Source organism: Paenibacillus algorifonticola (genome assembly GCF_050481745.1).
In the GTDB taxonomy this organism is placed as follows: domain Bacteria; phylum Bacillota; class Bacilli; order Paenibacillales; family Paenibacillaceae; genus Pristimantibacillus; species Pristimantibacillus algorifonticola_A.
Window position 1 is genome coordinate 79,346 of the sequence record NZ_JBCNGR010000018.1, and the last position, 22,761, is coordinate 102,106.

At 43.9% G+C, this 22,761-nt stretch carries 20 protein-coding genes and 2 CRISPR repeat arrays; of the genes, 6 read left to right on the top strand and 14 right to left on the bottom strand.

Going from position 1 to position 22,761, the window contains the following annotated elements; genetic code table 11:
* The first annotated feature begins 340 nt into the window (after positions 1-340).
* Positions 341-1,921, top strand: coding sequence for a choice-of-anchor I domain-containing protein (locus ABEW34_RS17880; RefSeq protein WP_430160511.1), 1,581 nt, complete (start codon positions 341-343; stop codon positions 1,919-1,921).
* A 263-nt stretch (positions 1,922-2,184) separates the two neighbouring features.
* Here the strand turns inward: ABEW34_RS17880 and ABEW34_RS17885 are convergent, their stop codons facing one another.
* The 13 genes from ABEW34_RS17885 to ABEW34_RS17945 form a co-directional block, all read right to left on the bottom strand.
* Positions 2,185-2,694: a DinB family protein gene (locus ABEW34_RS17885; protein ID WP_430160512.1), complete on the bottom strand. Its 510-nt coding sequence runs from the start codon at positions 2,692-2,694 to the stop codon at positions 2,185-2,187.
* Between the two features lie 132 nt (positions 2,695-2,826).
* Complete coding sequence (locus ABEW34_RS17890) at positions 2,827-4,449, bottom strand: xylulokinase (protein ID WP_430160513.1); 1,623 nt, start codon at positions 4,447-4,449, stop codon at positions 2,827-2,829.
* Positions 4,450-4,532: 83 nt separating this feature from the next.
* Positions 4,533-5,075, bottom strand: coding sequence for a histidine phosphatase family protein (locus ABEW34_RS17895; RefSeq protein WP_430160514.1), 543 nt, complete (start codon positions 5,073-5,075; stop codon positions 4,533-4,535).
* Between the two features lie 42 nt (positions 5,076-5,117).
* Positions 5,118-5,657 carry a DUF4085 family protein gene (locus ABEW34_RS17900; protein WP_430160534.1) on the bottom strand — a complete coding sequence of 180 codons (540 nt, stop codon included), beginning with the start codon at positions 5,655-5,657 and terminating at the stop codon, positions 5,118-5,120.
* 419 nt (positions 5,658-6,076) lie between these two features.
* Positions 6,077-6,193 (bottom strand): DUF255 domain-containing protein, encoded by a 117-nt coding sequence (locus ABEW34_RS17905; protein WP_430160515.1) that lies wholly within the window; start codon positions 6,191-6,193, stop codon positions 6,077-6,079.
* A 129-nt stretch (positions 6,194-6,322) separates the two neighbouring features.
* The gene (locus tag ABEW34_RS17910; protein ID WP_430160516.1) at positions 6,323-7,732 is read right to left on the bottom strand and encodes a hypothetical protein; all 1,410 of its coding nucleotides are present in this window, start codon (positions 7,730-7,732) and stop codon (positions 6,323-6,325) included.
* Between the two features lie 581 nt (positions 7,733-8,313).
* Entirely contained in the window at positions 8,314-10,119 is a 1,806-nt protein-coding gene (locus tag ABEW34_RS17915; protein ID WP_430160517.1) for a hypothetical protein, read from the bottom strand.
* Complete coding sequence (locus ABEW34_RS17920) at positions 10,112-10,549, bottom strand: hypothetical protein (protein WP_430160518.1); 438 nt, start codon at positions 10,547-10,549, stop codon at positions 10,112-10,114. The genes ABEW34_RS17915 and ABEW34_RS17920 overlap by 8 nt, the downstream gene beginning before the upstream one ends.
* Entirely contained in the window at positions 10,546-11,694 is a 1,149-nt protein-coding gene (locus ABEW34_RS17925) for a hypothetical protein (protein ID WP_430160519.1), read from the bottom strand. Before ABEW34_RS17925 ends, ABEW34_RS17920 begins: the two co-directional genes overlap by 4 nt.
* 322 nt (positions 11,695-12,016) lie before the next feature.
* Entirely contained in the window at positions 12,017-12,622 is a 606-nt protein-coding gene (locus ABEW34_RS17930; protein ID WP_430160520.1) for a zinc ribbon domain-containing protein, read from the bottom strand.
* A gap of 314 nt (positions 12,623-12,936) precedes the next feature.
* The gene (locus tag ABEW34_RS17935; protein WP_430160521.1) at positions 12,937-13,257 is read right to left on the bottom strand and encodes a hypothetical protein; all 321 of its coding nucleotides are present in this window, start codon (positions 13,255-13,257) and stop codon (positions 12,937-12,939) included.
* A gap of 321 nt (positions 13,258-13,578) precedes the next feature.
* Positions 13,579-14,357: a CRISPR direct-repeat array (repeat unit 33 nt; unit sequence ATTTCAATCCACGCACTCCATACGGAGTGCGAC).
* A gap of 202 nt (positions 14,358-14,559) precedes the next feature.
* Complete coding sequence (locus tag ABEW34_RS17940) at positions 14,560-15,372, bottom strand: aminoglycoside N(3)-acetyltransferase (protein ID WP_430160522.1); 813 nt, start codon at positions 15,370-15,372, stop codon at positions 14,560-14,562.
* Positions 15,373-15,389: 17 nt separating this feature from the next.
* Complete coding sequence (locus ABEW34_RS17945) at positions 15,390-16,139, bottom strand: class I SAM-dependent methyltransferase (protein ID WP_430160535.1); 750 nt, start codon at positions 16,137-16,139, stop codon at positions 15,390-15,392.
* A gap of 180 nt (positions 16,140-16,319) precedes the next feature.
* On the opposite strand from ABEW34_RS17945, the gene ABEW34_RS17950 reads away from it, so the two are divergent.
* On the top strand, positions 16,320-16,589 hold the full coding sequence (locus tag ABEW34_RS17950) for a hypothetical protein (RefSeq protein ID WP_430160523.1): 270 nt from the start codon (positions 16,320-16,322) through the stop codon (positions 16,587-16,589).
* 41 nt (positions 16,590-16,630) lie between these two features.
* Here the strand turns inward: ABEW34_RS17950 and ABEW34_RS17955 are convergent, their stop codons facing one another.
* Entirely contained in the window at positions 16,631-17,476 is an 846-nt protein-coding gene (locus ABEW34_RS17955) for a MurR/RpiR family transcriptional regulator (protein WP_430160524.1), read from the bottom strand.
* Between the two features lie 311 nt (positions 17,477-17,787).
* Between ABEW34_RS17955 and ABEW34_RS17960 the strand changes: the two genes are divergently transcribed.
* The 4 genes from ABEW34_RS17960 to ABEW34_RS17975 are packed head-to-tail and all read left to right on the top strand — an operon-like array spanning position 17,788 to position 22,168.
* Positions 17,788-18,618, top strand: a complete 831-nt coding sequence (locus ABEW34_RS17960) for a cell division protein FtsQ (RefSeq protein WP_430160536.1) — start codon at positions 17,788-17,790, stop codon at positions 18,616-18,618.
* Positions 18,615-20,564, top strand: a complete 1,950-nt coding sequence (locus ABEW34_RS17965) for an ABC transporter ATP-binding protein (protein ID WP_430160525.1) — start codon at positions 18,615-18,617, stop codon at positions 20,562-20,564. Before ABEW34_RS17960 ends, ABEW34_RS17965 begins: the two co-directional genes overlap by 4 nt.
* The gene (locus ABEW34_RS17970; protein WP_430160526.1) at positions 20,551-21,378 is read left to right on the top strand and encodes an energy-coupling factor transporter transmembrane component T family protein; all 828 of its coding nucleotides are present in this window, start codon (positions 20,551-20,553) and stop codon (positions 21,376-21,378) included. Before ABEW34_RS17965 ends, ABEW34_RS17970 begins: the two co-directional genes overlap by 14 nt.
* Before the next feature lie 31 nt (positions 21,379-21,409).
* Positions 21,410-22,168: a PHP-associated domain-containing protein gene (locus ABEW34_RS17975; RefSeq protein ID WP_430160527.1), complete on the top strand. Its 759-nt coding sequence runs from the start codon at positions 21,410-21,412 to the stop codon at positions 22,166-22,168.
* Positions 22,169-22,289: 121 nt separating this feature from the next.
* Positions 22,290-22,661: a CRISPR direct-repeat array (repeat unit 33 nt; unit sequence GTTTCAATCCACGCACTCCATACGGAGTGCGAC).
* Positions 22,662-22,761 lie beyond the last annotated feature (100 nt).

Genomic DNA, 22,761 nt, shown 5'->3' on the forward strand with positions numbered 1-22,761 from the left:
TTTGTAATGTCAACTTATGGTTGGCATTCGCTATCCCATTCGGCATAAAACTGCCTATCCCCTACCCCTACGTCACCTAGCTGGCAGCTATTTCCCGGACTCTGCGCTTCCAGCCTCTTATCTTGTGAATATTCGACAACCCTTTTTCCATCGTGCTGCCCGCGCCCTTTCGCCCTCTAAGTCTTTCTATTATATCGTTGCTTCCCTTATTTGGAAGCTGCTCCTTCGCCGTTTTTACAAAACTAGCTCTGTCCCTTGATCTGCCTTTAACAATCTATTTATATACTTAGAACGATTCTACATACGAATTTAAAAAAGGATAAAGGGGATTTTCAAGCTTATGAAAACGGTTAAGCAACTTGTTCAAATGATGTCAGTCGCGACGATGCTCGCTGCCGGGACAGGCGCTTTCGCTCCTGCCGCACTTGCTGCTGATGCGCCTGCTGGCGATTATGTGAAGCTGCGCCAAGCGATCGAAAATATGCAAGGCGAAGTAACATGGGACGCCGCCAGCCGCAGCGCTGAAATTACGGTAAGCGGTTTAAAAGCATCGTTCCCGATTGGCTCCTCGTCCGCTACGATTAACGGTGCTGCAACCGAGATTGGAAGCCCTTCCCTTTTGACGAAAAGCACAACCTATGTTTCCAAAAAAGCGTTGGACAGCCTAAAAACGCAGCTCGTCCAGCAGCAAAATAAAACCGGCTTTGAGCCTGCCGCCTCCTTCCAAATGCCAAGTGGTAAAGCCGAAATCGCAGCGTCCACGCCAGACGGCAAGCGCCTGCTCGTTACCGAAGCGGACAATGGCAGCATTTCCGTGCTGGACATCGCGGACATTAATAAAGTAAGCGTGCTGAAAACCGTCAGCTTCAACGACCTTTCCGCAGCGGCGGAAGTGACGAGCGTCACCGTATCCAAGGACGGCAGCTATGGTCTTGCGGTCATCCGCACAGGCGATGACGTGAACAAAGCAAACAAAGGACTGCTTGCCGTAGTCGATTTGGCTACCTACAAAACCGTAAAAACATATGAGCTTGGCATCGGCCCCGACTCCATTGCGCTTTCGCCGGACGGGCTGAATGCTGTGATTGCGATTGAGGATGAGGAGATTGATAAAGCTGCGGATGAAATTGATTTTGCAAATGCGAAGCGCCCAGGCAGCATAATGATCGTTTCTTTTGCAGGCGGCGACCCGCTGAAGGGCGAGGTAGTGGATATTGCTACTCCTTTGGAAGGTGTAGAGGGAGCGATTTATCCGCATGATCCGCAGCCGGAGTATGTGGCAATTAGCCCAGACAGCACAACCGCAGCCGTCACGATGCAGGAAAACAACGCTATCGCGCTTGTCGATTTGAAAACGAAAAAGCTCATTCGAATTTTCTCGCTCGGCACGACGCAGCATAAAGCCGATCTGGAGGACGATGGGAATGTTCGGTTTACGCAGGATTTGACCGCCCGTTATGAGCCTGATGGCATTGCCTTCTCACCGGATGGCAAATATGTGCTGACCGCCAATGAAGGCGACTTGGGCAAAAATGAATTTAAAGACGGCGTGAAGGCCGGCGGCCGCAACATCGCGGTCTGGGATTTGGAGGGCAAGCGAGTATACGACAGCGCGAACCTGATTGACGAGGCGACAGCGAAGGTCGGCTTGTATCCCGATGACCGCAGCCCGAATAAAGGCAGCGAGGTGGAAAATCTGACCGTCGCGACAGTCGACGGCACAGCGCTTGCCGCTGTAGCGTCGGAACGTGCGGATGCGATTTTATTTTTCGATATCGCTAATGCTGCCAGCCCTGTCTACCTCGGCTTGATTCCAACGGCTGGCGAATCGCCGGAAGGCATTCACCGCGTTCAAGGGCGCAGCTTGTTCGTCAGCGCGGATGAGAGCACGGGAACCGTAAGCTTTTACGCGAAAAAATAAGGCGGCTGCACGCTGACCTTGACATAGCAGGTTCTTTATTCAATTCAGTCCATGAACTTCCTTTGCTTCTATAGCAGCCTATCTGGGTAAGCCAAATTCTCAGATTTTCTCTCGATTTTACTGTAATAAGATTTTCAATTTCCATAGATCAACTATATTCTCTTTCTAATGATGGAGACACCTGAAGGAAAAACATAGCTCCCGCTAATAAGTACGAATAAAAGCGGGTGAGCTATGTTAAAAAAGGGAGCTGGCTATTCGTTTTACTTTGCGGCTTCCTGGTACCAAAAAAGGGAATAGTCGTTCATAGTGGATGCATGGCCGAGCTGACGCAACATAGTCGAAACATTGCCCCTGTGATAGGTTCCGTGATTGACCAGATGCAGCACAATTTCTGCTAAGCTTGTTTGGCGTATTCCGGCATATGGATTGTCAAGCAGAATAGTTTGCTCCAAATCAGCTTGGCTTCGGAACCATTCTCTATATTGTTCTGATAACTGGGCAAAGAGATTGGCGTATTCATCCACTGAACTCAGGATCTCCGCATTTAGCGGCATGCATGCTTGCAGCGCCTCTGGCATACCTGTGCCTGTCAAAACCATATACCACATCTTATCAACCGCATAGATATGAGTAAGGGCATGGGCGATGGTGGGAAACGAGCTGTTCACTTCTTGACTCAGCACAGAGGATGGGAGCTCCTTGATTCTCCCCAGGATAGCTTGGCTCGCCCATGTGTGGTATTCAAACATTTGTAACGGATGCTTTGACATTCGTATCGTCTCCTTTTAAATGATCATGAATTTGATTTTGTTACTGTTGTTATCATAAAAAAAGAAGTATGACATGAGTTCGTCATACTTCTTCATAAAGCTGTCTAGATACCTCCGCCTGCTATTCCATTTTCACGCTTCATATTTCATTCCGTTTTCCACAAAATGATCTACCGCTGCCTGCTCAATGGCCAGTCCTTCCGTGTAACGCTCCATATACAAGGCAAAGCCCTTCACATCTGCGCTGTCAGGATAAACCTCTTGTCCTTGCGCATCCTTGAACACTTTAGCCGCAAGGTAATCAGCCAAGCCTTCGTGCTGCTCTTTATTAACCATATAGGCTGCCAAAATGGCCATCCCCCATGCGCCGCCCTCTCCAGCCGTAGACATGACTGAAACAGGAACATTCAGTGCCGCGGCACACATTTTTTGACCGACTAGCGGCGTTTTGAACAATCCGCCATGCGCCAAAATATGGTCAACCGTTAAATGCTCCTTCTGTGTCAAAATATCCATCCCGAGCCTTAGGGCAGCAAACGCGCTAAACAGATGTACTCTCATAAAGTTAGCCAGATTGAAGCGGCTTTCTGGAGAACGAACAAACAGCGGACGACCTTTTGCAAACCCGGTAATGTTCTCGCCTGAATAGTAGCCGTAGCTCAGCAAGCCGCCGCCATCAGCGTCTGCTTCCAGCGCTTTGCCCAACAGGACGCTGAATAACTGATTCATATCAGGTTTCAGCCCCATTGCTTCATAAAATTCACGGAACAAGCCGAGCCATGCATTCATATCGCTGGAGCAGTTGTTAGCCAGAACCATGGCGACAGGGCTGCCATCAGGTGTAGTCACGATGTCAATCTCAGGGTACACCGTGGATAAATCTTTCTCCAATACAATCATGGCAAAAATCGACGTACCTACGGAAATGTTGCCGGTACGTTTTTTGACACTATTCGTAGCGACCATGCCTGTTCCGGCATCGCCTTCTGGGGGACATAGCGGAATACCTGCTTGCAGACTGCCAGATGGATCTAATAGCCTTGCGCCAGCTTCACTTAGATATCCAGCATGTTCGCCTGCAGCATGAACTTTAGGTAAAATATCTTTAAGCTTCCACGGGTAGCTTTTATCGGCAATTAAATCGGCAAACTGCTTCACCATATCTTCATTATATTGCTGTGCAGATTCATCGATTGGGAACATACCAGAGGCATCGCCTATACCAAGAGCCTTGCTGCCAGTCAACAACCAATGCATATAACCCGACAAAGTCGTCATATAAGCTAGGTTAGCGACATGCTCTTCCTCGTTCAAAATCGCTTGATATAAATGGGCGATGCTCCAGCGCTCTGGAATTTTAAACTGGAATTTCTCGATTAGCTCCGATGCCGCTGCACCCGTTGTGGCATTGCGCCATGTACGAAACGGAACCAATAGCTCCCCTGCGTGATCAAGAGCAATATAGCCCTGCATCATGGCAGAGCATCCGATTGATCCGATTGCTTGCAGGGTTACGCCATAATTATTCTCGACCTCTTGCTTTAATTGGCGATAGGTTTCTTGCAGCCCTTTAATCATTTCATTGAGATCGTAGGTCCAGTAACCGTCGATCAATTGATTTTCCCACTCATAGCTGCTGGAACCGATGGTTTGAAAATTATAATCAACCAGGACAGCCTTGATTCGTGTGGAGCCACATTCGATGCCAAGCGAGGTTTCCCCCTTGACTATCGCCTGTATAATATTTTGATCCATAATGGCGCTGCTCCTCTCTGGATTTGAAATTGAATCAAATATAGGTGGAAGATCGTAGCAGAAACAGCCCTGAGCTTGTGTGGTTATGGCTTCCAAATTCGCTTAAAGCTGGACGCCGCACTGGTGAAGGTTAGCTCATAAACGTCGGGATTGGACAGGGCTTCCCATTCATCAAATCCGACTGCCTGATCCAGATGCTTGAGCAGCAGCGAAATGAGGTTGCCATGAGAGACGATTACGGTATTTTTCCAGCCGCTATTCAGTGCCTCATTAACGACTTGAACGGCCCGACTTGCAGCGGCATGGCTGGATTCCCCGCCCTCGTAGCATAAATCCATGTCCTCATACGTTCGGCGAAGCATTTCGCGCCAGTCAGGATGATTTTGACCCGATAAAATACGCTCGGTTAACCGCTCATCCCGCTGTATAGGCAGGCCAGTTGCCTCTGCCAGAGGAGAGATGGTTCGATAAGCCCGCTCATACGGGCTCGAAATGATTCCCTCTATCTGCTTGTTCGCTAAAAAAACAGCTAATTGCTGCGCTTGCTCTATCCCCGCCTCGGTTAACGGAGCTTCGGGCTCTTGGCCTATTGCTTGGCAATGACGAACTAAATATATCGTGTTCATGCGCTCACGATCCTTTTTGGGATATTATATAGGCTCTCTTGGCTATTGGCTTTGCAGTTCGCCTAATTCTTCAATCTCTACATCGACAGCGGAAATAATGAACGCTTCTAGCGAATCCAGCAGCACTCTGAGCTCAAAGCCGCCGTCAATCGTATAAATTTCATCGTACAGCCACCACGTATTTTCAGGAAGATCCGGAAGCTCCAACTGCTTGACTCCGTGAAACGTAATTTTAATATCCGTAAAATAATAATAAGAGCCGCGACAGTCCAAATATAGAATAAACGTTGCTTCATCAGGACGAGCATACGAGGTGATTTTGGCATCGTGAAGGGTATTTTCAAATAGCTTGACCGCATTGGGCGGAAGCTCGTTTTGAATCGATTTATAATAGCGGTTATACGTCTCGGCCACTTTACGCATGCGATCATCGTAATCTTGCTTCCACTGCTTCGCCATTTCCTGCAATTCAGGAGGCGGGTAGATCGTATTCAACGTGCCATCGTGTATGTAGGGGTGAAAAGCTTCTGGGAGGTATTTTAATAGGTGGTCTTTTTTCTGCTCTAGCCCTTCACGCTGCATACCCAAAAAATCTACACCTTCTGAGGTAATAGTCGAGATCCTTCTCCCACTGCTCCTCCGTTTCCGGAAAGCTCAGAAATGATGTAATCTGTATGAGTTCATACCATTCATTTCATGGAGGTCCTCCTTGGGTACTCTGTTTGTTAGGGTTTAAATTTGCGCACTCTGTACGGAGTGCGACTGCAAACGAACATGGCAATGAAAGAGAATGTTTAGGGTTTTCAATCTACACACTCCACACAGAGTAAGATACGATCCGCACGACGAACGTATGTCGGTTAAGGTGTTTCAATCCACACATCCAAACGGAGTGCGACATGAACGCCTTCAAGAAACAACTCGTCAATGACAAGTACGTGTGGGTCAATAAATAGATATGCACAATAGAAAGGATAGATTTGTTGTCGCGCTTGGCGATTTCAAAATCCTTTTCCGACCGGCGACCAAGAGAACCAGTTCACCGGGTTATGTGTATGTTGCAGCAGATATCGTGATTTTTCCTTGGCTAATCTATTGGGTACTTTGTGAGTTGTCATGGGGCATCACCTCTTTTCTGCGAGATTTGGGTAAAGTATTGCTTAGGGATAGTTTACCCAAAAAGCTAGGGAAAGGCGCATATGAAAATGAACCACAATAAACGAATCCTATATTTCTATATCTGTCTTCTATTCAATCTCTCCAAAGAGATTGAATAACAGAAGACTCACTACAGTATCAAGCTCTTTTTTCTCTCTCTGATTTTTTATGATAAAGTTATCGAAAGCATTTGCATCCTCTTCTACTTCTAATAATTTTAAAATTTTCTGTTCACAGGCATTTTTTATTTGTAAATATGCATGAATAGATACTGGCTGTATTATTTTCATTTTCCCATCTGAAACTAATAGAATAGAGAATTTATTATTATAATTGAAAACCCGATATTTACATCCAGAAAAATTTTTATTTAAATACTCAATACTGTCAATAAGTGCATTATCGATAAATTGGTATATGCTATCCACAGAATTATTTATATATAATTTATAGGCAAGTGACTTTTTCCCAACCAGTATAATTACATTCGATCTCTCATGAAAAATTTCTTGAACTTCAATATCTTTCATTACAGAAATATATTTTAAGTATCTCGATTCTTTATTTATATTAATTAATACAAATGGAATATTCCCTTCTTTAATAATTGATAAAAGGAATAGAAAGCAAAAGTGTTGGTGGGTAAGATTTTGAAACAGAGGCTTCCAATCAATCACTGATTCAAAAGATGACATATCAATTTTTTGATTTAATAATGTTGGGTATGATAAGAAGGTATCGTAGCTCAAAATATCAAAATTGTACATGTTTGATAATAAATTATTAATTAACTCATAATTATCACATTTCAAATAATTTGTAAGCACCTTAGCTTTTAATTCTTCCATATATACATCATTATATTTAAAACCATTATTATTCTCTTTAATCCATTCAACTATTTCTTGGTTGTCTTTACCTTCTTCAAATTTCCTTTTTACCATTTTCAAAAGTTGTTTATATCGGCTATTTGGTATATACTTTTGGGCATTTACTCCGTTGCTCAAAAACTTCTTTCTTTCCTTTTTATTAAGAGGAATATCTGTAACTGGTATGTTCATTGATATGTGTGCAATTATTTCCGTAAACATAAGCGCATCTTCAATTTCGCAATAATCTAAAATAAAGGCAGGCATCTTATAATAATTGTAGTACTCTTTATTAGTTGCCTTTAATTTTTCAACTTTATTCAAAAAAACTTCTTTGCCTTCTTTGATATGTACATGACATAACTCAGAAAATGTTGCATAAGACTCTTGGATAAATTTCATATTCATGATCAATTCTTTTTTAAAATCCTTGTGAATAACTTCATGTCTTTCACATAAATTCAATAAATATGTATAAAATCCATAAGAGGTGCTCATTGTTATCATACTATGCATATATTCATGTGATTCTGTATAATACATTTCTGTACTATCATTTTTAATGATATCAACAGCAAAATGATGGTTAAAATTATACTCACCTAATATAGTTTTATAATATTTATACATAAACCATTCTCTCCTTCAAGTTCAACAAGCTAGATTAATGAACTTCTCAGAATTAATTACATGAGTCTTACAAAAAAATGTGCTACCAAACGAATGTATTTAAATAGATTAGGTAGCTAGCCTTATTGCTTACTGGAAAAATTTTTGTTCACCACAATCCACGCTTTCTAGGAAAAGGATACATTGCGCCCCCCTACCTACCCATCGCAAAGTTTATTTTGTCCCTGCACTTGCAATTGTCGAAGCCTCAACTCAACCATCTCTCTACGTTCATTCAAGGCCTCTTCTTTGCGTCGGACGTAAGAATATCACTCCAATCCAGCACTTCAGCCAATGATAATCGTCACTTAAGGCAGCACGACGAATTTTTTTTAAGCATTCGCTTTGGTGTGTGAATAGGAAACGTCAGCGCATGGAAAGGGTCTTGAAACAGATTTCTGCCTGATTCAATACAAAAGGGAGAGAAGCTTGTTGTCTCACTTGGCGATTTCAAAAGCTTCTTCAGATATAAACGAGTTACCTTTCATGTTCACCCCAGGCTTTAACATGAATATATTTATAGGTCTCAATTCGAAAACGGATTAATAATCTGTATTGTTATCGGGCACTTCGCCTTGTTCTTCCAGCTTGATTTCTCCCTCCGCGACAAAAAACGGATTAAATCCTGTTTTTATTTCATTCACCAAATTTTCAGAGTGATCCGGTTTTAAGTCTAAGGCTTGATATTCCTCGTCATCAAACATAAAAAGCTGTAGTTTATCTTTTCCAATACTCTCATACGCTTTAGTGATTACTCTTCCTATTGCTTTTGCATTAGTATAATCAAAAGGTTTAGACAAATGATCTATTACTAATATAGGAATCAAAGGATACTTATTCTCCTCTATTAATAGTTTCAAAAAGCCCAAGTAACCGCATAATTGAATTAGCGTATGCCTTGCCATGCTGCCAGTATAATAATTAACTACTTTTACATTTTCAACTTCATTTTCATCAATATCCGTTTTAATTATTGTCGGTTGTAGAATATTCCCTTTTTTAAAATACTGTATCTTGAAACCCTCTTTTTGAAAATCATCTTCAACTACAGATGAAATGTCTTTTGCAGATAAATAAAGTTCAGTAATGAACTTTGACAATTTCTCAATCTTTCTTTTATCATCTGAATTTTGCAATATTTTTAATTCTTCACGTATTTCTTTGATACGCTTTTTTTTCTGCTTAATTTCATCCTCATGAGATTTCACATCTGCCGATAAGTAATCTTCTATTATCACTATTGCTTTTGCCTTTTCCTCAACTGAAAATAATCTAAACCGCGAATCGTTTCTTCTTATTGCTGTTTTTATTTGATCTCTTTGTTTTTTCAGTTCAATTATAGTATTGTCACCCACTAGAAACTTACTAAATGATATTGTAGTATCAAGTTCAGAAAGTAATTTTTGTAATGGAGCAACTAAATATTCAAAATCACTATTTTCGCCGAGTAATGAATTTAGTTTTTCTAATAATAACTTTCTATTTTGATTGTCTTTCTCAATTTGCTTAGAATCAGAAATTCGATTTTCGTAAATTTTAATTTGCTCAGAAATATTGCTATACATAACTTCCAAATCAGCAACGTTTTTGTCCTTCTTATTAATCCTAAGCTCGTTCATGTTCTTCATTTTGTTTAATTTTGATTTTATATCTTCACTATTTTTACCTGAATACCAAACTCCAATATCTAATTTTTGAAGATTTTTATTTATCTGATTATAAATAAAATCATACCTCGCAGAGGCAGATTCTAACTCTTTTACCTCAGACAACAAAGACTCTAAATCTTTTTGTAATTCATATATTCTTTCAAGAAAATTATTGAATATGAAATTTAATATCGGTGCTAATTTCACTGAATATTTAACGTCACTGCATTTATCAAAAAAATCATGAATTGCTCCTTGCCTTTTTTCCCCAAGAAAATTGAACATTGTAAATGTTCTATATGTAAGATCTTCTTCAGTGAATTTTCTTAAATCATTAAGAAGTTCAATATCTCTTGCAAAAATCGTGTTTAACTTTCCTTTATATTCCCTTAGATCTATATAGTCTGTCTCCTCCTCATCTGTATAATATAGATAATTCACATTAGGATTGCTAGTTCTTGATAACATAATATGAATACCGTTGTAATCAATCTCCATCGTTGCTTTTTCTAATGTTCCATTGTACCAAGGCTTTTTTCTAATATCTTCGGATGAACCAAACATAAAATCAATAAAACTATAGAACTCAGTTTTTCCCGAACTATTTTTACCCTTGAAATAATTAATTCCTGCTTTAAATTCATATTTATAATTTTCCGCATTGGAATTTAGCAACTGTAGAAAAATTATTCTAAACATTGGCAGTAACCTCTTTCATAAATTGTTTTTCATTCATATATTTGCTATATTCAATAGCCTTTTCAATGAATTTTGTTTCTTTATATGCTATTTCGCTAACATCTGAACTATCTTCAACATGTAGCAAATCATTTTCTACAATTACAACTCCTTTATTACTCAAAATATGAATTGCTTTAATAATGAATTCAACACTATTACAAAATCCATCAAAATCTCCAGAAAGAAGTGAGAGGCATTTATAAATAATATCTTGAGTATTATTTCCGTTATAAACACTATTAGGAATAAAACGCTCTTTTTTTATAAGATACGCAAACACAATAGTTTTATTTATACTTAGGCTTCTATGCTTCCTTAGAATATCTAACACTACTTCACAGAAGATACTAACTTGAATCGATTCGATTTCCACATTAAGTTGTCTCATTTCTCTTCATCCTTCCAAGATATTTGAAGCTCATCATTTCCTGCTTTTGTTAAAAAAATTCCCGATCCAAAACGTACTGGTTCTGTCTCTGCATATGTATTACCTCGCTGTTTTGTCTCATCGAGCCGATTAAATGGTGTATCATTATTATTATTTTGTAGTTTCATTTTAACCATCTCATAATTCTCATAAGTTGTTTCTTCTAAATCATTGATTTTACCAATCTTATTTAATTCCATAAATCTAAACCGTAATTCTTTATAATATTCTCCGTATCCTAGATGTGTTTTAATCTGATGTTCAGGCAGTTCACATGCCAACAACTGCTTATATTCTCTAGATTTCGAAATACTTAAATCATTGAAATTTATTGTATATAGTTTCTTGAAATCTGAATATTGAGGAAGTGTTACTTCTTCTGTCAATCTGTTGCATATTTCTTCTACTAAAGCAATGAATTTTTGATAAGAGAAAATATATGGATTTTTGTTATGTATACTCTCTATTACTTGAACAGTAACATGTTGTAATAATTCCTTTATTCTCTGATAATAAACCACTTTATTAACTCCAGCCTTTCTGAAAATCTCCGAACAATTTTCATCAATTAACGTATCGATATTGTTTGCAGAAATATATTCATATTTTTGTTTGATAGATTCATACACTTTAATAAACTCATCTATTTCTTTGATCTTTTTTTTAACCTTAGTAATAGTGGCTTTGCTAGTTTTTTTTGAATTTTTAACCACTTCAAAAATTGTCTCGGCTGATTTGCTAAACAATATATCCAAATTTCCATATTCTGAATCAGTAAAAAGCGTATACTTGGAAACATTTTGTTCAGAGGTCTCAAGTAAGAACCAATTCATTAATATTTGCATTGTGGTACTTTCTGTAATTTTAGTTCTTTTAACCTGAATAGCTTCATTTGTCGCACTACTAACTATTTTGTTTATAATTTTCTCATCATATTCGTCTATTTGGTACGGCTTAATTTTCTTCATATTAACATCTTCTATAGTTTCAAACTCAATTTGCATTCCCTCTTTCATTTTCAACATATAATAAACGAATACTCTTATTTGATAAGAAAAACCACTCAAGCTAAATATTCCACCATTATCCAGAATATACGGTTCCATGTTAGCACCTCATCTACTATATGATTTCATCAACAAGCTGAAAAACACTCTAAAAGTTTCGCATTACAATATCATTCATACCCATATTGACTTTTTGTTTATTCACACTAAAATAATTAAATTAATACCTTCAAATCCCATCTAAAATACTCACCGTAAATAATTAACCCATCATTTAAAGACCTACTCTAGTAATTCTACAGACCTAACTATTCCCCTTCAAAATATTCCAACATTGGACAATAATTTCGGAAATCTGACAAGCCTCTAGAAATATCTCTAGAGGCTTGAATGGTTCTATCTTTAAAATTCACTATAAAAATCATTTATAACAAACCGTAAGTCCCACACGATTCCCTTCCCGATCATACATAATCCGCTCCAACAACTTCTTCAACGCCCGATTCTTCTCCTCATTCGTCACCGCAATGCTCCACAACTCCCTAAACTCACCCATCCGCTCATATATCTGCTCCACAGTTGGATAATTCCCTTCATCTACTACAACCTTCCGCAAATCCTTCAACTCTTCCTCCAGCTTCTGTATCTGCTTAGACCGGATAAATTTACGCTCCAAAAATACCTGCTTCGTTACCAAGTCTTCTTCATAAGATTCATGCAGCTTGTCCAATGCCTGCTTCTGGTTCTTCAACTCCTGCTCTTTGAACTCAATAATGACCTTTGTATCATTGTACCTACTTCCATGCAATTCAATCTCCAGTAAAATGTTCGGGTCTACATGAATAATTCGGTCATACAGAGCAATGAAAAAATCAACATCCATTACCTTGCCGCGCTGCTCACATTTGCTTCCGTCTTTATATTGATGATAGCACAATGCACTCCAGTGCTGCCCCTGCTTCTTATTCTCTCCCACCCGAAACCTCATCCGTGAACCGCATTTTTCACAATAAAGCAAGCCTGACAAAGGAAAAATGTTACGTAACGCCGATGCTCATGCATTTAATTCTTTGGTCTACCATGAGACCACTTTCATTAGTTTTTATAGATCTTTCATAAGAGCTTCGTATAATGTTCCCATATTCACGACGTCCCACCGGCTTAAAGTTCCGCAGCAGTTGGCCGTGATGCGGTTAGTCGATACGGATGTGTCCGCTGAATCCGCTTCCCTGCAAATGGCACCAACGGATTGAGGAGCCTCTAGGGTCCATTGCTGTTTCTTCCGTGTTTATCAACCAAATTCGTTTTATTCACTATCTTTTTTTAATGTTGTTATTGTTGTTATTGTTCCCAATGTTTAAAAATCCCGTTTATATCGTCTATTAATTCATCTTCATCTTTCAGGTCTCTAAAACGTATTAGAAACATTCCTGGTTCATATATCTTTCTTCTATAAATCAATTGAATCATAAAGTAACCCTTTTCTTTTTCCTCATCCGAATTCCAAACTGCTAAAATATTCATTCGTGGAGGATCAGTTCTCTTATATTTAAAAATACTATCTCCTAATATATTTAGATCTGGTTTTTCTGTAATTAATTTATATCCTCTTTGTTGAATGCTTTTATCTATAATTTCAAATAAAACTTTATAATCTATCATTCTTATATCATCCTTTAGTAAGTTTTCTGTTGATGAATTAATTATAAAGTAGTTTCGGAAAACGTTGTATTCACGAAATTCATGAAAATACCAGCTTCATCTCAATATTCAAATACAATTCGGCTAAACAGCTCAATGAATTATTGTTATATTATACTTTCAAAAAGAATAATTACAATTTTAAGAAAAAATTTTAAAGAAAGAAGCTTCCCCCGAACTCTGGCAGAAGCTTCGAACAATTGTTGCACACGAACATCTCATCAAGGATATACGGACGATGTGCGACCAGATGCAATCAGCAAGTAAAAAACTGATTCGACGATTTCAATCCATGCACTCCATACGGAGTGCGACGAGAACGTGCTTTGCAATACGAACAACGTGTGCATTTCAATCCACGCACTCCATACGGAGTGCGACCTTGATCGTCCTGGTCGAGCATGGTTTAGCAAGCCATTTCAATCCACGCACTCCATACGGAGTGCGACTATCGCCTATCCGTTTAGACGGCTCATTCAGTTTATTTCAATCCACGCACTCCATACGGAGTGCGACGCCGAACACGGATTGTATTGCGATCAGGCATCCAAATTTCAATCCACGCACTCCATACGGAGTGCGACACTCCTTATCGTAATAATCATCCCGATAAAGGAAGATTTCAATCCACGCACTCCATACGGAGTGCGACGGGTATGATCCGCAAGGGCGGGGGGTGTTGTTTTATTTCAATCCACGCACTCCATACGGAGTGCGACAATGGGATACGAACACTTTTCGTTCCCATGATGCATTTCAATCCACGCACTCCATACGGAGTGCGACCTGGCTTGTGGCGACAATCATCGCCAAATTTAAGGGCATTTCAATCCACGCACTCCATACGGAGTGCGACATTTGCATTTCTGGTTTGTTGCTATACCATTATTAGATTTCAATCCACGCACTCCATACGGAGTGCGACACGATATGCTCCAGCTATTGGAGTTTATCAAAAATATTTCAATCCACGCACTCCATACGGAGTGCGACTTAATTAACTCGGTAAATAGGTCATCCGGTAGATTATTTCAATCCACGCACTCCATACGGAGTGCGACAGCAATAATACATACAATTGATCCCATCATGGCATCAATTGCATATATTTTCAAGATCATCCATACGAAGAAAGTCTTAATAAAATATTGACTTTTCCCGAAGCCCTTCATCTTCGTCATGATTCGACAAATTTTGAGGTGCGAATCCCCTAGGGTTTTTATGTGAGCAACACATTCGCACCTGCATGGGCATAACTTTTTTTCACTCCATCCAACGATGGATCATGATCCACTGCTTGGCATAATCGACCGCCTCTTTCAGATCAAAAAGCCGGGACTCGGCGCTGCCTACCGCACCTTTTTGCACAGAGCCTTCATGATCGTAGCACTGCCCAATCCGGCCAAAATCCTCCGAATCATATGCGAAATCCGTAAACCATTTCCATACTCGCTCGTCCCCTTCATAAATAGCTGTTCCCAGCTGCTTCGTCGGCAGACGCTCACTCATCGCTTCAGCCAGATGAAAGCTTGTACAGGATTCATACCCCGTCCCCAGCATCAGCACCTTGGCACCCAAGCCGTACAGCTTACCAAGTGGCGACGCCATGCCGAATTGCGGGCTTAGCATATGCTCGGATGTAATAAGCTCCGCATACTTGCCATTGGCGCAAAAAGAAACCTGCGGATGCGCTGAACGCACCGTCGCCGGAAACGTTCGGAACAGCTCGGCAATACGCCCCATTCCCCGCGTAGGTGATAAAGCCGGATCGAAAGCCGGAAGCTCCCGATAAATCGTCTCATACCACTCCTCTGGAACCGGAGGATTGCCCCATTCGGCGGGATCGCTCCAATCTCCGCTTTGCGCAGGCATAATTAACGTGCCCTCGTCCCCGACCGCCTGCAGAAGCGCCTGCACCATAGCCTGCGGCCCGCCGCATACCCAGCCCAAGCGCGACAAGGAGGCGTGCACCAGCACCGCATCTCCCTCGCGAACGCCTAATCTTCGCAAATCCTTCACGATGTTGTTTATCGTAATCGGCCTTTTCTGACTGTTGATCAACTGCTGTTCTCTCACCTTTGTGCCCCCTGCTTCTACCTTTGTGCTTTAATCATAAACCGCTCTGCGTTCGTCTTGATGCCTCTTTCCGACTTATTATCTCTAATGAACGCTTCTAATCGCTCAAAATCTTCCGGCTGCCGCCCAAAATTCGGAATAATCGGCGTATGCTTAAGCAGAAAAATCAAATCCTCCGCCGTCTCATAAAACTCAGCGACGTTCCACTCCATAACCTCAATCTTCAAAAAGCCAGCTTCCGTCAGCTCTGCTATGTACCGCTCCTTGAGCGAGCCTGGCTTCTCCCCATAGGCTTGCCCTTTTCCAAACGCCTGCTTGAGATTCAGCTTATCGTTCTCGCTCACTTGCTGCGTCAGAAATGTACCGCCGTTCTCCAGCACACGAGCTACCTCCTGCGCATTAAAGGCGGAATGCCTGCAAGAAACGATCTGAAAGAAGCGGTCTGGAAAATCCAGCTTATCCGCATTCATTTGCAGCACGCGCACGTTGCCGCGCCCAGCTTTCGTTATATTTTTCATAGCGGTATCAACCATGCCTTTAGATAAATCAATGCCCACCAGCAGCAGGGCACAGTCCGCAATCGATAAAATAGCTTCCCCGCCGCCCGTGCCAATATCGAGCAGAAGGTCGGTTTTTCGGCTAAGCTTGACAACCTCCTGATACAAATCCCACTTCGCTTCCTCCGAAATACACTTCAGCCTGCTGAAATTCCAGCCATTGCTCGCTCCAACCTCATTATAAAAAGCCTCGTAGTCGATTTGATTCATTTGATTCATTATGATTCAGCCTTTCCTTAAAAATCCACATTTACCCATGCGTGCATAAGTGTCTAAAAGACAGCTTCTTTGTAAATTGTAACATTTTAGGGTGTGTTTTCGTAGTAAGGAGTATTTAAATGGCTGATATGCGCTTTTGCGGGCTAAACTTGAATGAGGGGGGAATTTGCGATGAGAAACGAAAAATTAGTTATTGTGCTGTCGCTATTTTTGATTTTTTTCGGCTTTAGCGCCATACTTTTTGGCTATTGGGAAGCCTTGCAGCCTAGAACGGGCCCCGTTGGCAACGGAGCCACATTGCCAACCCTACTTCAAATACTCCCCTCTATTTTAGCCATCGTGACAGGTATTCTGAATCTGGCCCATTTCGTCTATGTCCGCAGAAAGGCCTATTATAAGAACAAAGACAATCAAGAGAATACGGATCAGAATCCCTCGTAGAAAAAGGCAGCTATACCAACACCCGGCTTGCTAGTAGTCCCCTACTTCGGAAGCTGCGCAGCATAACGCTTGCGCAGCGCATGAAGCCGATCCAGCTGATTAAGCGCCTGCTGGCCTTGCCGCTTCGTCACAGCTACCGTCAAAGCATCTACCAATGCAACGGGAGCCGTCATCGAATGAAAGCCCTCCAGCTCCCCCCGATCCAATTGCAGCACAATATCACTCTGCACCAGCATATCCGAGACGAGCAAATCCGTGACCAGCACCGTCCGATAACCCGCCGCCTTGCCCTGCTCCAAAATAACCGTCATTTCCGGCGACCGCCTGACAAAGCCAAACATCAGCACGACATCCTCTTCCCCAGCGTGAGACAACGTTTCAAACAGCTCGCTGCCGCTAGCCTCCATCGCCACCACCTGCACGCCGATCCGATTCAGGCGGAATTGCAGAAGCGCAACGAGACAGACCGCCGCCCCCGAGCCAAAAATATAAACTTTACGCGCGGCATGAATCGCCTCCACCGTCTGATGAAACGCTGCCCGCTCCACCCGCTGCTTCGTGACCGCAACATGATTTGCGGCTATGTCCAATATTTCGCCCACAACATCGGCGGCTTCCGAATCGACCTTATTTAAAATCTGCTTCATTTTATGAGCAGGGGTAGCATGTTCATTTTGCAGCAAATGCTTCTTGAAGGCTTTCAAATTGGCAAAACCAATCGTAGCCCAAAAACGCGAAACGGTCGCCGTACTGACTCCAACCGCCTGCGCAATGTCCTCCTCGGTGCAATAGGGAATTTGCGCTAGTGCGCCCGCTACATAATTGGCTATCGCCTGCTGGCTTTTTGACATTTTATCCAAATTCATTTTGATATTAATCGGTACCATGATGTGCCCTCCCTATGCCTGTGCCTACGCCTGATCCTGTGCCTCAAAAGCAGGCTCTCATCAGCAGTATAGCATTTGGCCGCAACTTTTTGAAAGTTTTTTATCATAAATTAATTCATGAAAATTATTTTACAGAAACGAAATAATTCGTTGATGATGCGTTAACAGTTCCTCTTTATATTGAAAAAGAGTTCGCTGCTGCACTGAGGCAGGCGAAGCGAATTTCGCCTCAATCCCATTTTGCTTAGGAGGAATTAAACGTGACATCCGCGCTTAAACGCCGTTACGAATTGACGCAATCCCAGAAGCTTATGGTGTTCATACTGGCTATGTCGCTGTACGGCATTTCCAATATGTTCTCCGAGCTTATCCCCGAGCTCAAGCTTGGGCCGATTGAAATCAAGGTTGAATATTTCGCATTCATTCCGCTCACTTTATGTATTTTGTTCAACCCGCTGTATGCCGCGCTTGGCGCTTCTTTCGGGGAGATTATTTTCGGAGAGCTGCTGCTCGGGCAATTCGGCGGACTGGGGGAGCTGGAAAAATTCATTGAGTTCTCGCTCGCCATGTATGTTGCCGGACTGCTCGTCAGCGATCCCCGCAATCGCAAGCAGCTTGCTCTAGCTTCCTTCGTTGCAGTAGGCATTGACCAAATGCTCGGCACGATTGTCGATATCGGCAAAGTATGGTTTGGGATTGAGGAATTTGAAGCGGTGCCGGGGCTGCCAGAAAGTATTTTGCTCATTGAAGGCCTTAGCTTCCTGAACGCCATGGTCATTACCGGCATTTTCTTCTCCCTGCTGCCAACGCTGTTTCTCGTACCAAGACTCTATGGAAAAATCGAGCCGCTGCTCGGCATGAAGCCGCGCGACAGCCGGGTTCCGCTTTCGCTTGGACAGCTGGTGACGCCGCGCTTGCTCATTACGGGCATTTGCTTTTTCTTCCTTGCGGTCGTCGCCGAATTTCTGGCCGAGTCAGATATGAACTTCGCCGTCTGGGAGCCGGAATTTATTGAGCAATATGGCAGCGGCTATATGTGGGTGAGCATCGGTGCCGCAGCCCTCGTTCTGATCGTCACCGTTGCATTCGCGATGCGTTCCAAAGCAAAGACCGTCCAGAAGCCGGGGGATATGAAGCTTTGAGCAACCTACAGCATCATAACGCCGCAACGATGACCTCACGAGCCGCTGCAGCTGCAGCTCCTATCATTGAAATGAACGACGTTAGCTTTCAATATCCAGGTGCTGAGGGCATGGCTTTGCACGATATAAAGCTGACGATTCAGCCTGGGGAATTTATCGCCATTGCTGGGACGAATGGGAGCGGCAAATCGACGCTCTGCAAATGCTTGAACGGCCTTATTCCTAATTATTATGTTGGTGATTTGAGCGGATCGATTCGGGTAGCTGGCATGGATGCCGCAAACGAAACGGTGTCCTCCCTTTCGCGCAAGGTGACTTACGTTTTTCAGGATTTTGAAAATCAGCTCGTACGTCCGACTGTGTACGATGAAGCCTGCTTTGCACCGCTTAATTACGGCTATGCGGACTATCTCCAGCGCGGCGAAAGGGCGCTCGCCGTGCTCGGTCTTGAGCCATTGCGCGACCAATGGATTTGGCAGCTTAGCGGCGGGCAGAAGCATATGACTGCGCTGGCAGGCGCGCTCGCTCTTGATCCCGATGTGATCATCGTGGACGAGCCCGTCGCCCAGCTTGATCCTTATCACGCCAAGCTGATTTACGATAAGCTCGCCATGCTCAACAAGCAATACGGTAAAACGATCATCGTCATTGAGCATCATACTGAATTTATTGCCGATTATTGCGATAAAGTCGTATTGATGGATAGCGGCAGCATCCGCTGGATCAAGCCTGTACAGGAGGCGCTGTCCCGCGTCGATGAATTGGCAGCGCTGAATATTTTGCCGCCGCAGGTCACCTTGGCAGTAAGAAATTGGGAAGCCCGGCGCAGGCAATCGGCAGCAGCGACGGCGGCAGCCACAGCAGAGCAGATATATCCGATTACGCTGGCGGAGGCTGCGGTTTATTTTCAAAAGGATATGGAAGCAGCGTCCTATGTTAACAAGGATCATAAGCCGCAAGCTGCTTTTCCGTCCACTGGGCAGGCTGGGTTTATAGCAAAGCAGGAATCGCAGGTGCTCAGCCTTTCAGCAAATCCGGTTCCAGCGCTGGCAAAGGCTTCGGATGCCGCGTCACCGCAAGAGTTGATTCGCTTCGAGCATGTGTCCTACGGCTACAAAACGATTACGCGAGCGCTGCACCCTGTTATTCGCGATCTGAGTCTCTCGATTTACGAGGGAGATCGAATTGCACTCGTCGGCAACAATGGCGCGGGCAAATCGACACTGCTTAAGCTTATTTCCGGCATTCGCCGTCCAAATAAGGGCGAGCTTACCGTTTGCGGCCGCTTAACGAAGCGCCATTCGCCCGAGCAGCTTTCTGAATTCGTTTCCTTCATCTATCAGCATCCGGAGGAAATGTTTATTGAGGATTCGGTGCGCAAGGATGTGGAGTTTTTCCCGAAAGCCCGAAATAAAGCGGGATATTCAGCCTTTACCGATGAAGTGCTGGAGCGGCTGCGGCTCACCGCGCTTCAGGATCGCGATGGCAGATTGTTAAGCGGCGGGCAGCAGCGGCGGGCTACCCTTGCGATTGGCCTCGCGATGCGTCCTACGGTGATGCTGCTCGATGAACCGACGGCCAGTCTTGATGCTTCAAGTCGGCGCGAAATGACCGCCATGCTTGCCGAGCTGGAGGATCAGGTCAAGGCGACGCTGATCGCCACCCATGATATGCAGCTGGTTGCCGAATGGGCGAATCGCGTCATCGTGATGCACAACGGTCAGGTGCTGCTGGATACAGATACGCGTTCCTTGTTCCGCGAGCTTCCCGTATTGGAGCAGGCCGGACTCATTCCGCCGCAAATTACGCTGCTCAGCGATCGGCTTGGTTTAGAGCCGCCGTGCTTATCCGTTGACGAATTGCTTTGCCGCCTGACTGGAGCCGCTTCTGCGGACGCATCAGAGCAACTGCCTAGAGAGGAGGCCATACCGAGTGGAAGCCATTAAACAAAATCTGATCGACAAGCTCAGCGTCGAGCAAATTAAAATTGAGCTGATGCGCACCGCCTTCGGCCGCCAATCTACTTTTTTATCGCGCTTCGATCCGCGCATGCTTATTGTCTGGTATTCCTTTTTCGCTATAGCGCCCTGGTTCATTCATAACAAGTTCATTCTGCTGGGGCTGCTCGTGCCAATCGTCGCGCTCACCTTGTCCTCCAAGGTCAGCCCGCTCGTCCTCATCATTATGGGCGTCGGGCTCGTCAGCGAGATCAGCTATATTTTGCTAGGCTCGCTCCTGTTCGGCGGAAGTCTCGCCAGCTTCTGGCCCCTCATGACACTCACGCTGAAAATATTGCTCATTTCACTCGCCAGCATTGCTGTTTTCTCCAGCATGGACCCCGAGAAGCTGAGCGACGCGCTGCTCAGCCTCGGCATGCCGGCGCAGTTCAGCTTCGGGGTATCGTATGGCTACCGAATGCTGCCAATTCTAATTGAGGAATATCACAACATTATTCATTCCTTCCGCCTTCGCGGACGCTCGCCGCAGCGGAAAGGGATTTTCGGCTGGCGCTCCCTCATCTACTTGGCGACGATCAGCGTCCGTGCCTTTTATCCGCTAATTTTAAATACGGCGAAGCGCACCCGCACAACGGTTGAAGCGCTGGAGGTGCGCGGCTTTACTTATTCCTTAGTCAGCCCGGATGCGAAGAAGCTGAAGCTCGCCTATTTGCGTATTCGCCCATTGGATTTTGTATTTCTCGGCTGCTCCCTCTGCTATATGATTGTGCTGGCGGTAGCGGGACAGTATTTATCTTTATAATATTGCATATCGAAACGGAGACCTCAGCTATATGATGAATCTTGATTTGCACACTCACGGCAAGCTATCGAAAAAAACACATTTTTCGCTCGACTATTTCGCCGCCATGACGGCTGAAGCGATTGAAAATAGTCTAAGCGCCATTGCGTTGACCGAGCATTTTAACACGCTGAACTATACCGATATGCTGGATCAGCTTGACGCAGCCTTCGCCTATCAGGACGATTATTATGATGTGGATGGCTTGAAGGTGTTCACGGGGATGGAGGTAGATGTTGCGGAGCGCGGGCATATTTTGATCATAGGCAATCGCTTGTACCTGCGTGATTTACACCAGCAATTAGAGCCTTATTCGGAAAAAGGCTGCTTTATCCCCTTTTCCGAGCTGATGGATCTTACGGAGGATGCTCCTGTGCTGCGGATTGGCGCACATCCGATGCGGGAGAGCAACCCGCTCACACAGTATGCGGCTGAGCAGCTTCTGCGGCTTCATGCGTTGGACATTAACGCGAAGGACTTGTACCAATATGGCCCCGACATGGCCGATCAGGTTCGCCAGCTTGCAGCTGAAATCGGCTTGCCCGCCTGCGCAGGCAGCGACTCCCACCAACCGCTCCAGTTCGGCAGCGTATGGAATGTGCTGGAGCGGGAATGCCGCACCGCCACCGAGCTGCGCGAAGAGCTGCAAAGCGGTCGCTACTCCGTGGAAATCTCTCCCTGCCTCAGCGTCAAGGTGAAAGCTGCACAGATGATGAAGGAGCTTTTGAAGAAGACGATGACAGTGGAATAAGTAGGGGGTTTTAATATAAACAGGCTGTTTCCGCGTGGATGATACAACGCGGGAGCAGCCTGTTTTTTCAATTTAAATGAATGTGCGCTTAGCAACTCGATTTTGTAGTCGTTCTGGATGTGTTTTAATCCACGCACTCCATACGGAGTGCGACTCTGCGAGGCATAGCTCCTACCTTCGAGATGGCTGTTTCAATCCACGCACTCCATACGGAGTGCGACTTGCAACTGCCCTGCCGGCTGCTCGGCGTACCGCTCGTTTCAATCCACGCACTCCATACGGAGTGCGACATGTCCGATGTGTTGGGTTTTGGAGATAAGACGGTGTTTCAATCCACGCACTCCATACGGAGTGCGACGCTCCAGCTACGGCGTACCTTCGGATCCTTCTCGGTTTCAATCCACGCACTCCATACGGAGTGCGACCTGAAAAGCATAAAATTATACTGGGAACCTTTACTGTTTCAATCCACGCACTCCATACGGAGTGCGACGCAGGCAGAGGTCAAGCTGGAGTTGTCAAGAAAAGTGCAGTTTGAAAACACGCTCATACTGAAATCCCGTTACTAAGCTACTTGTGACAGCATTCTTTCG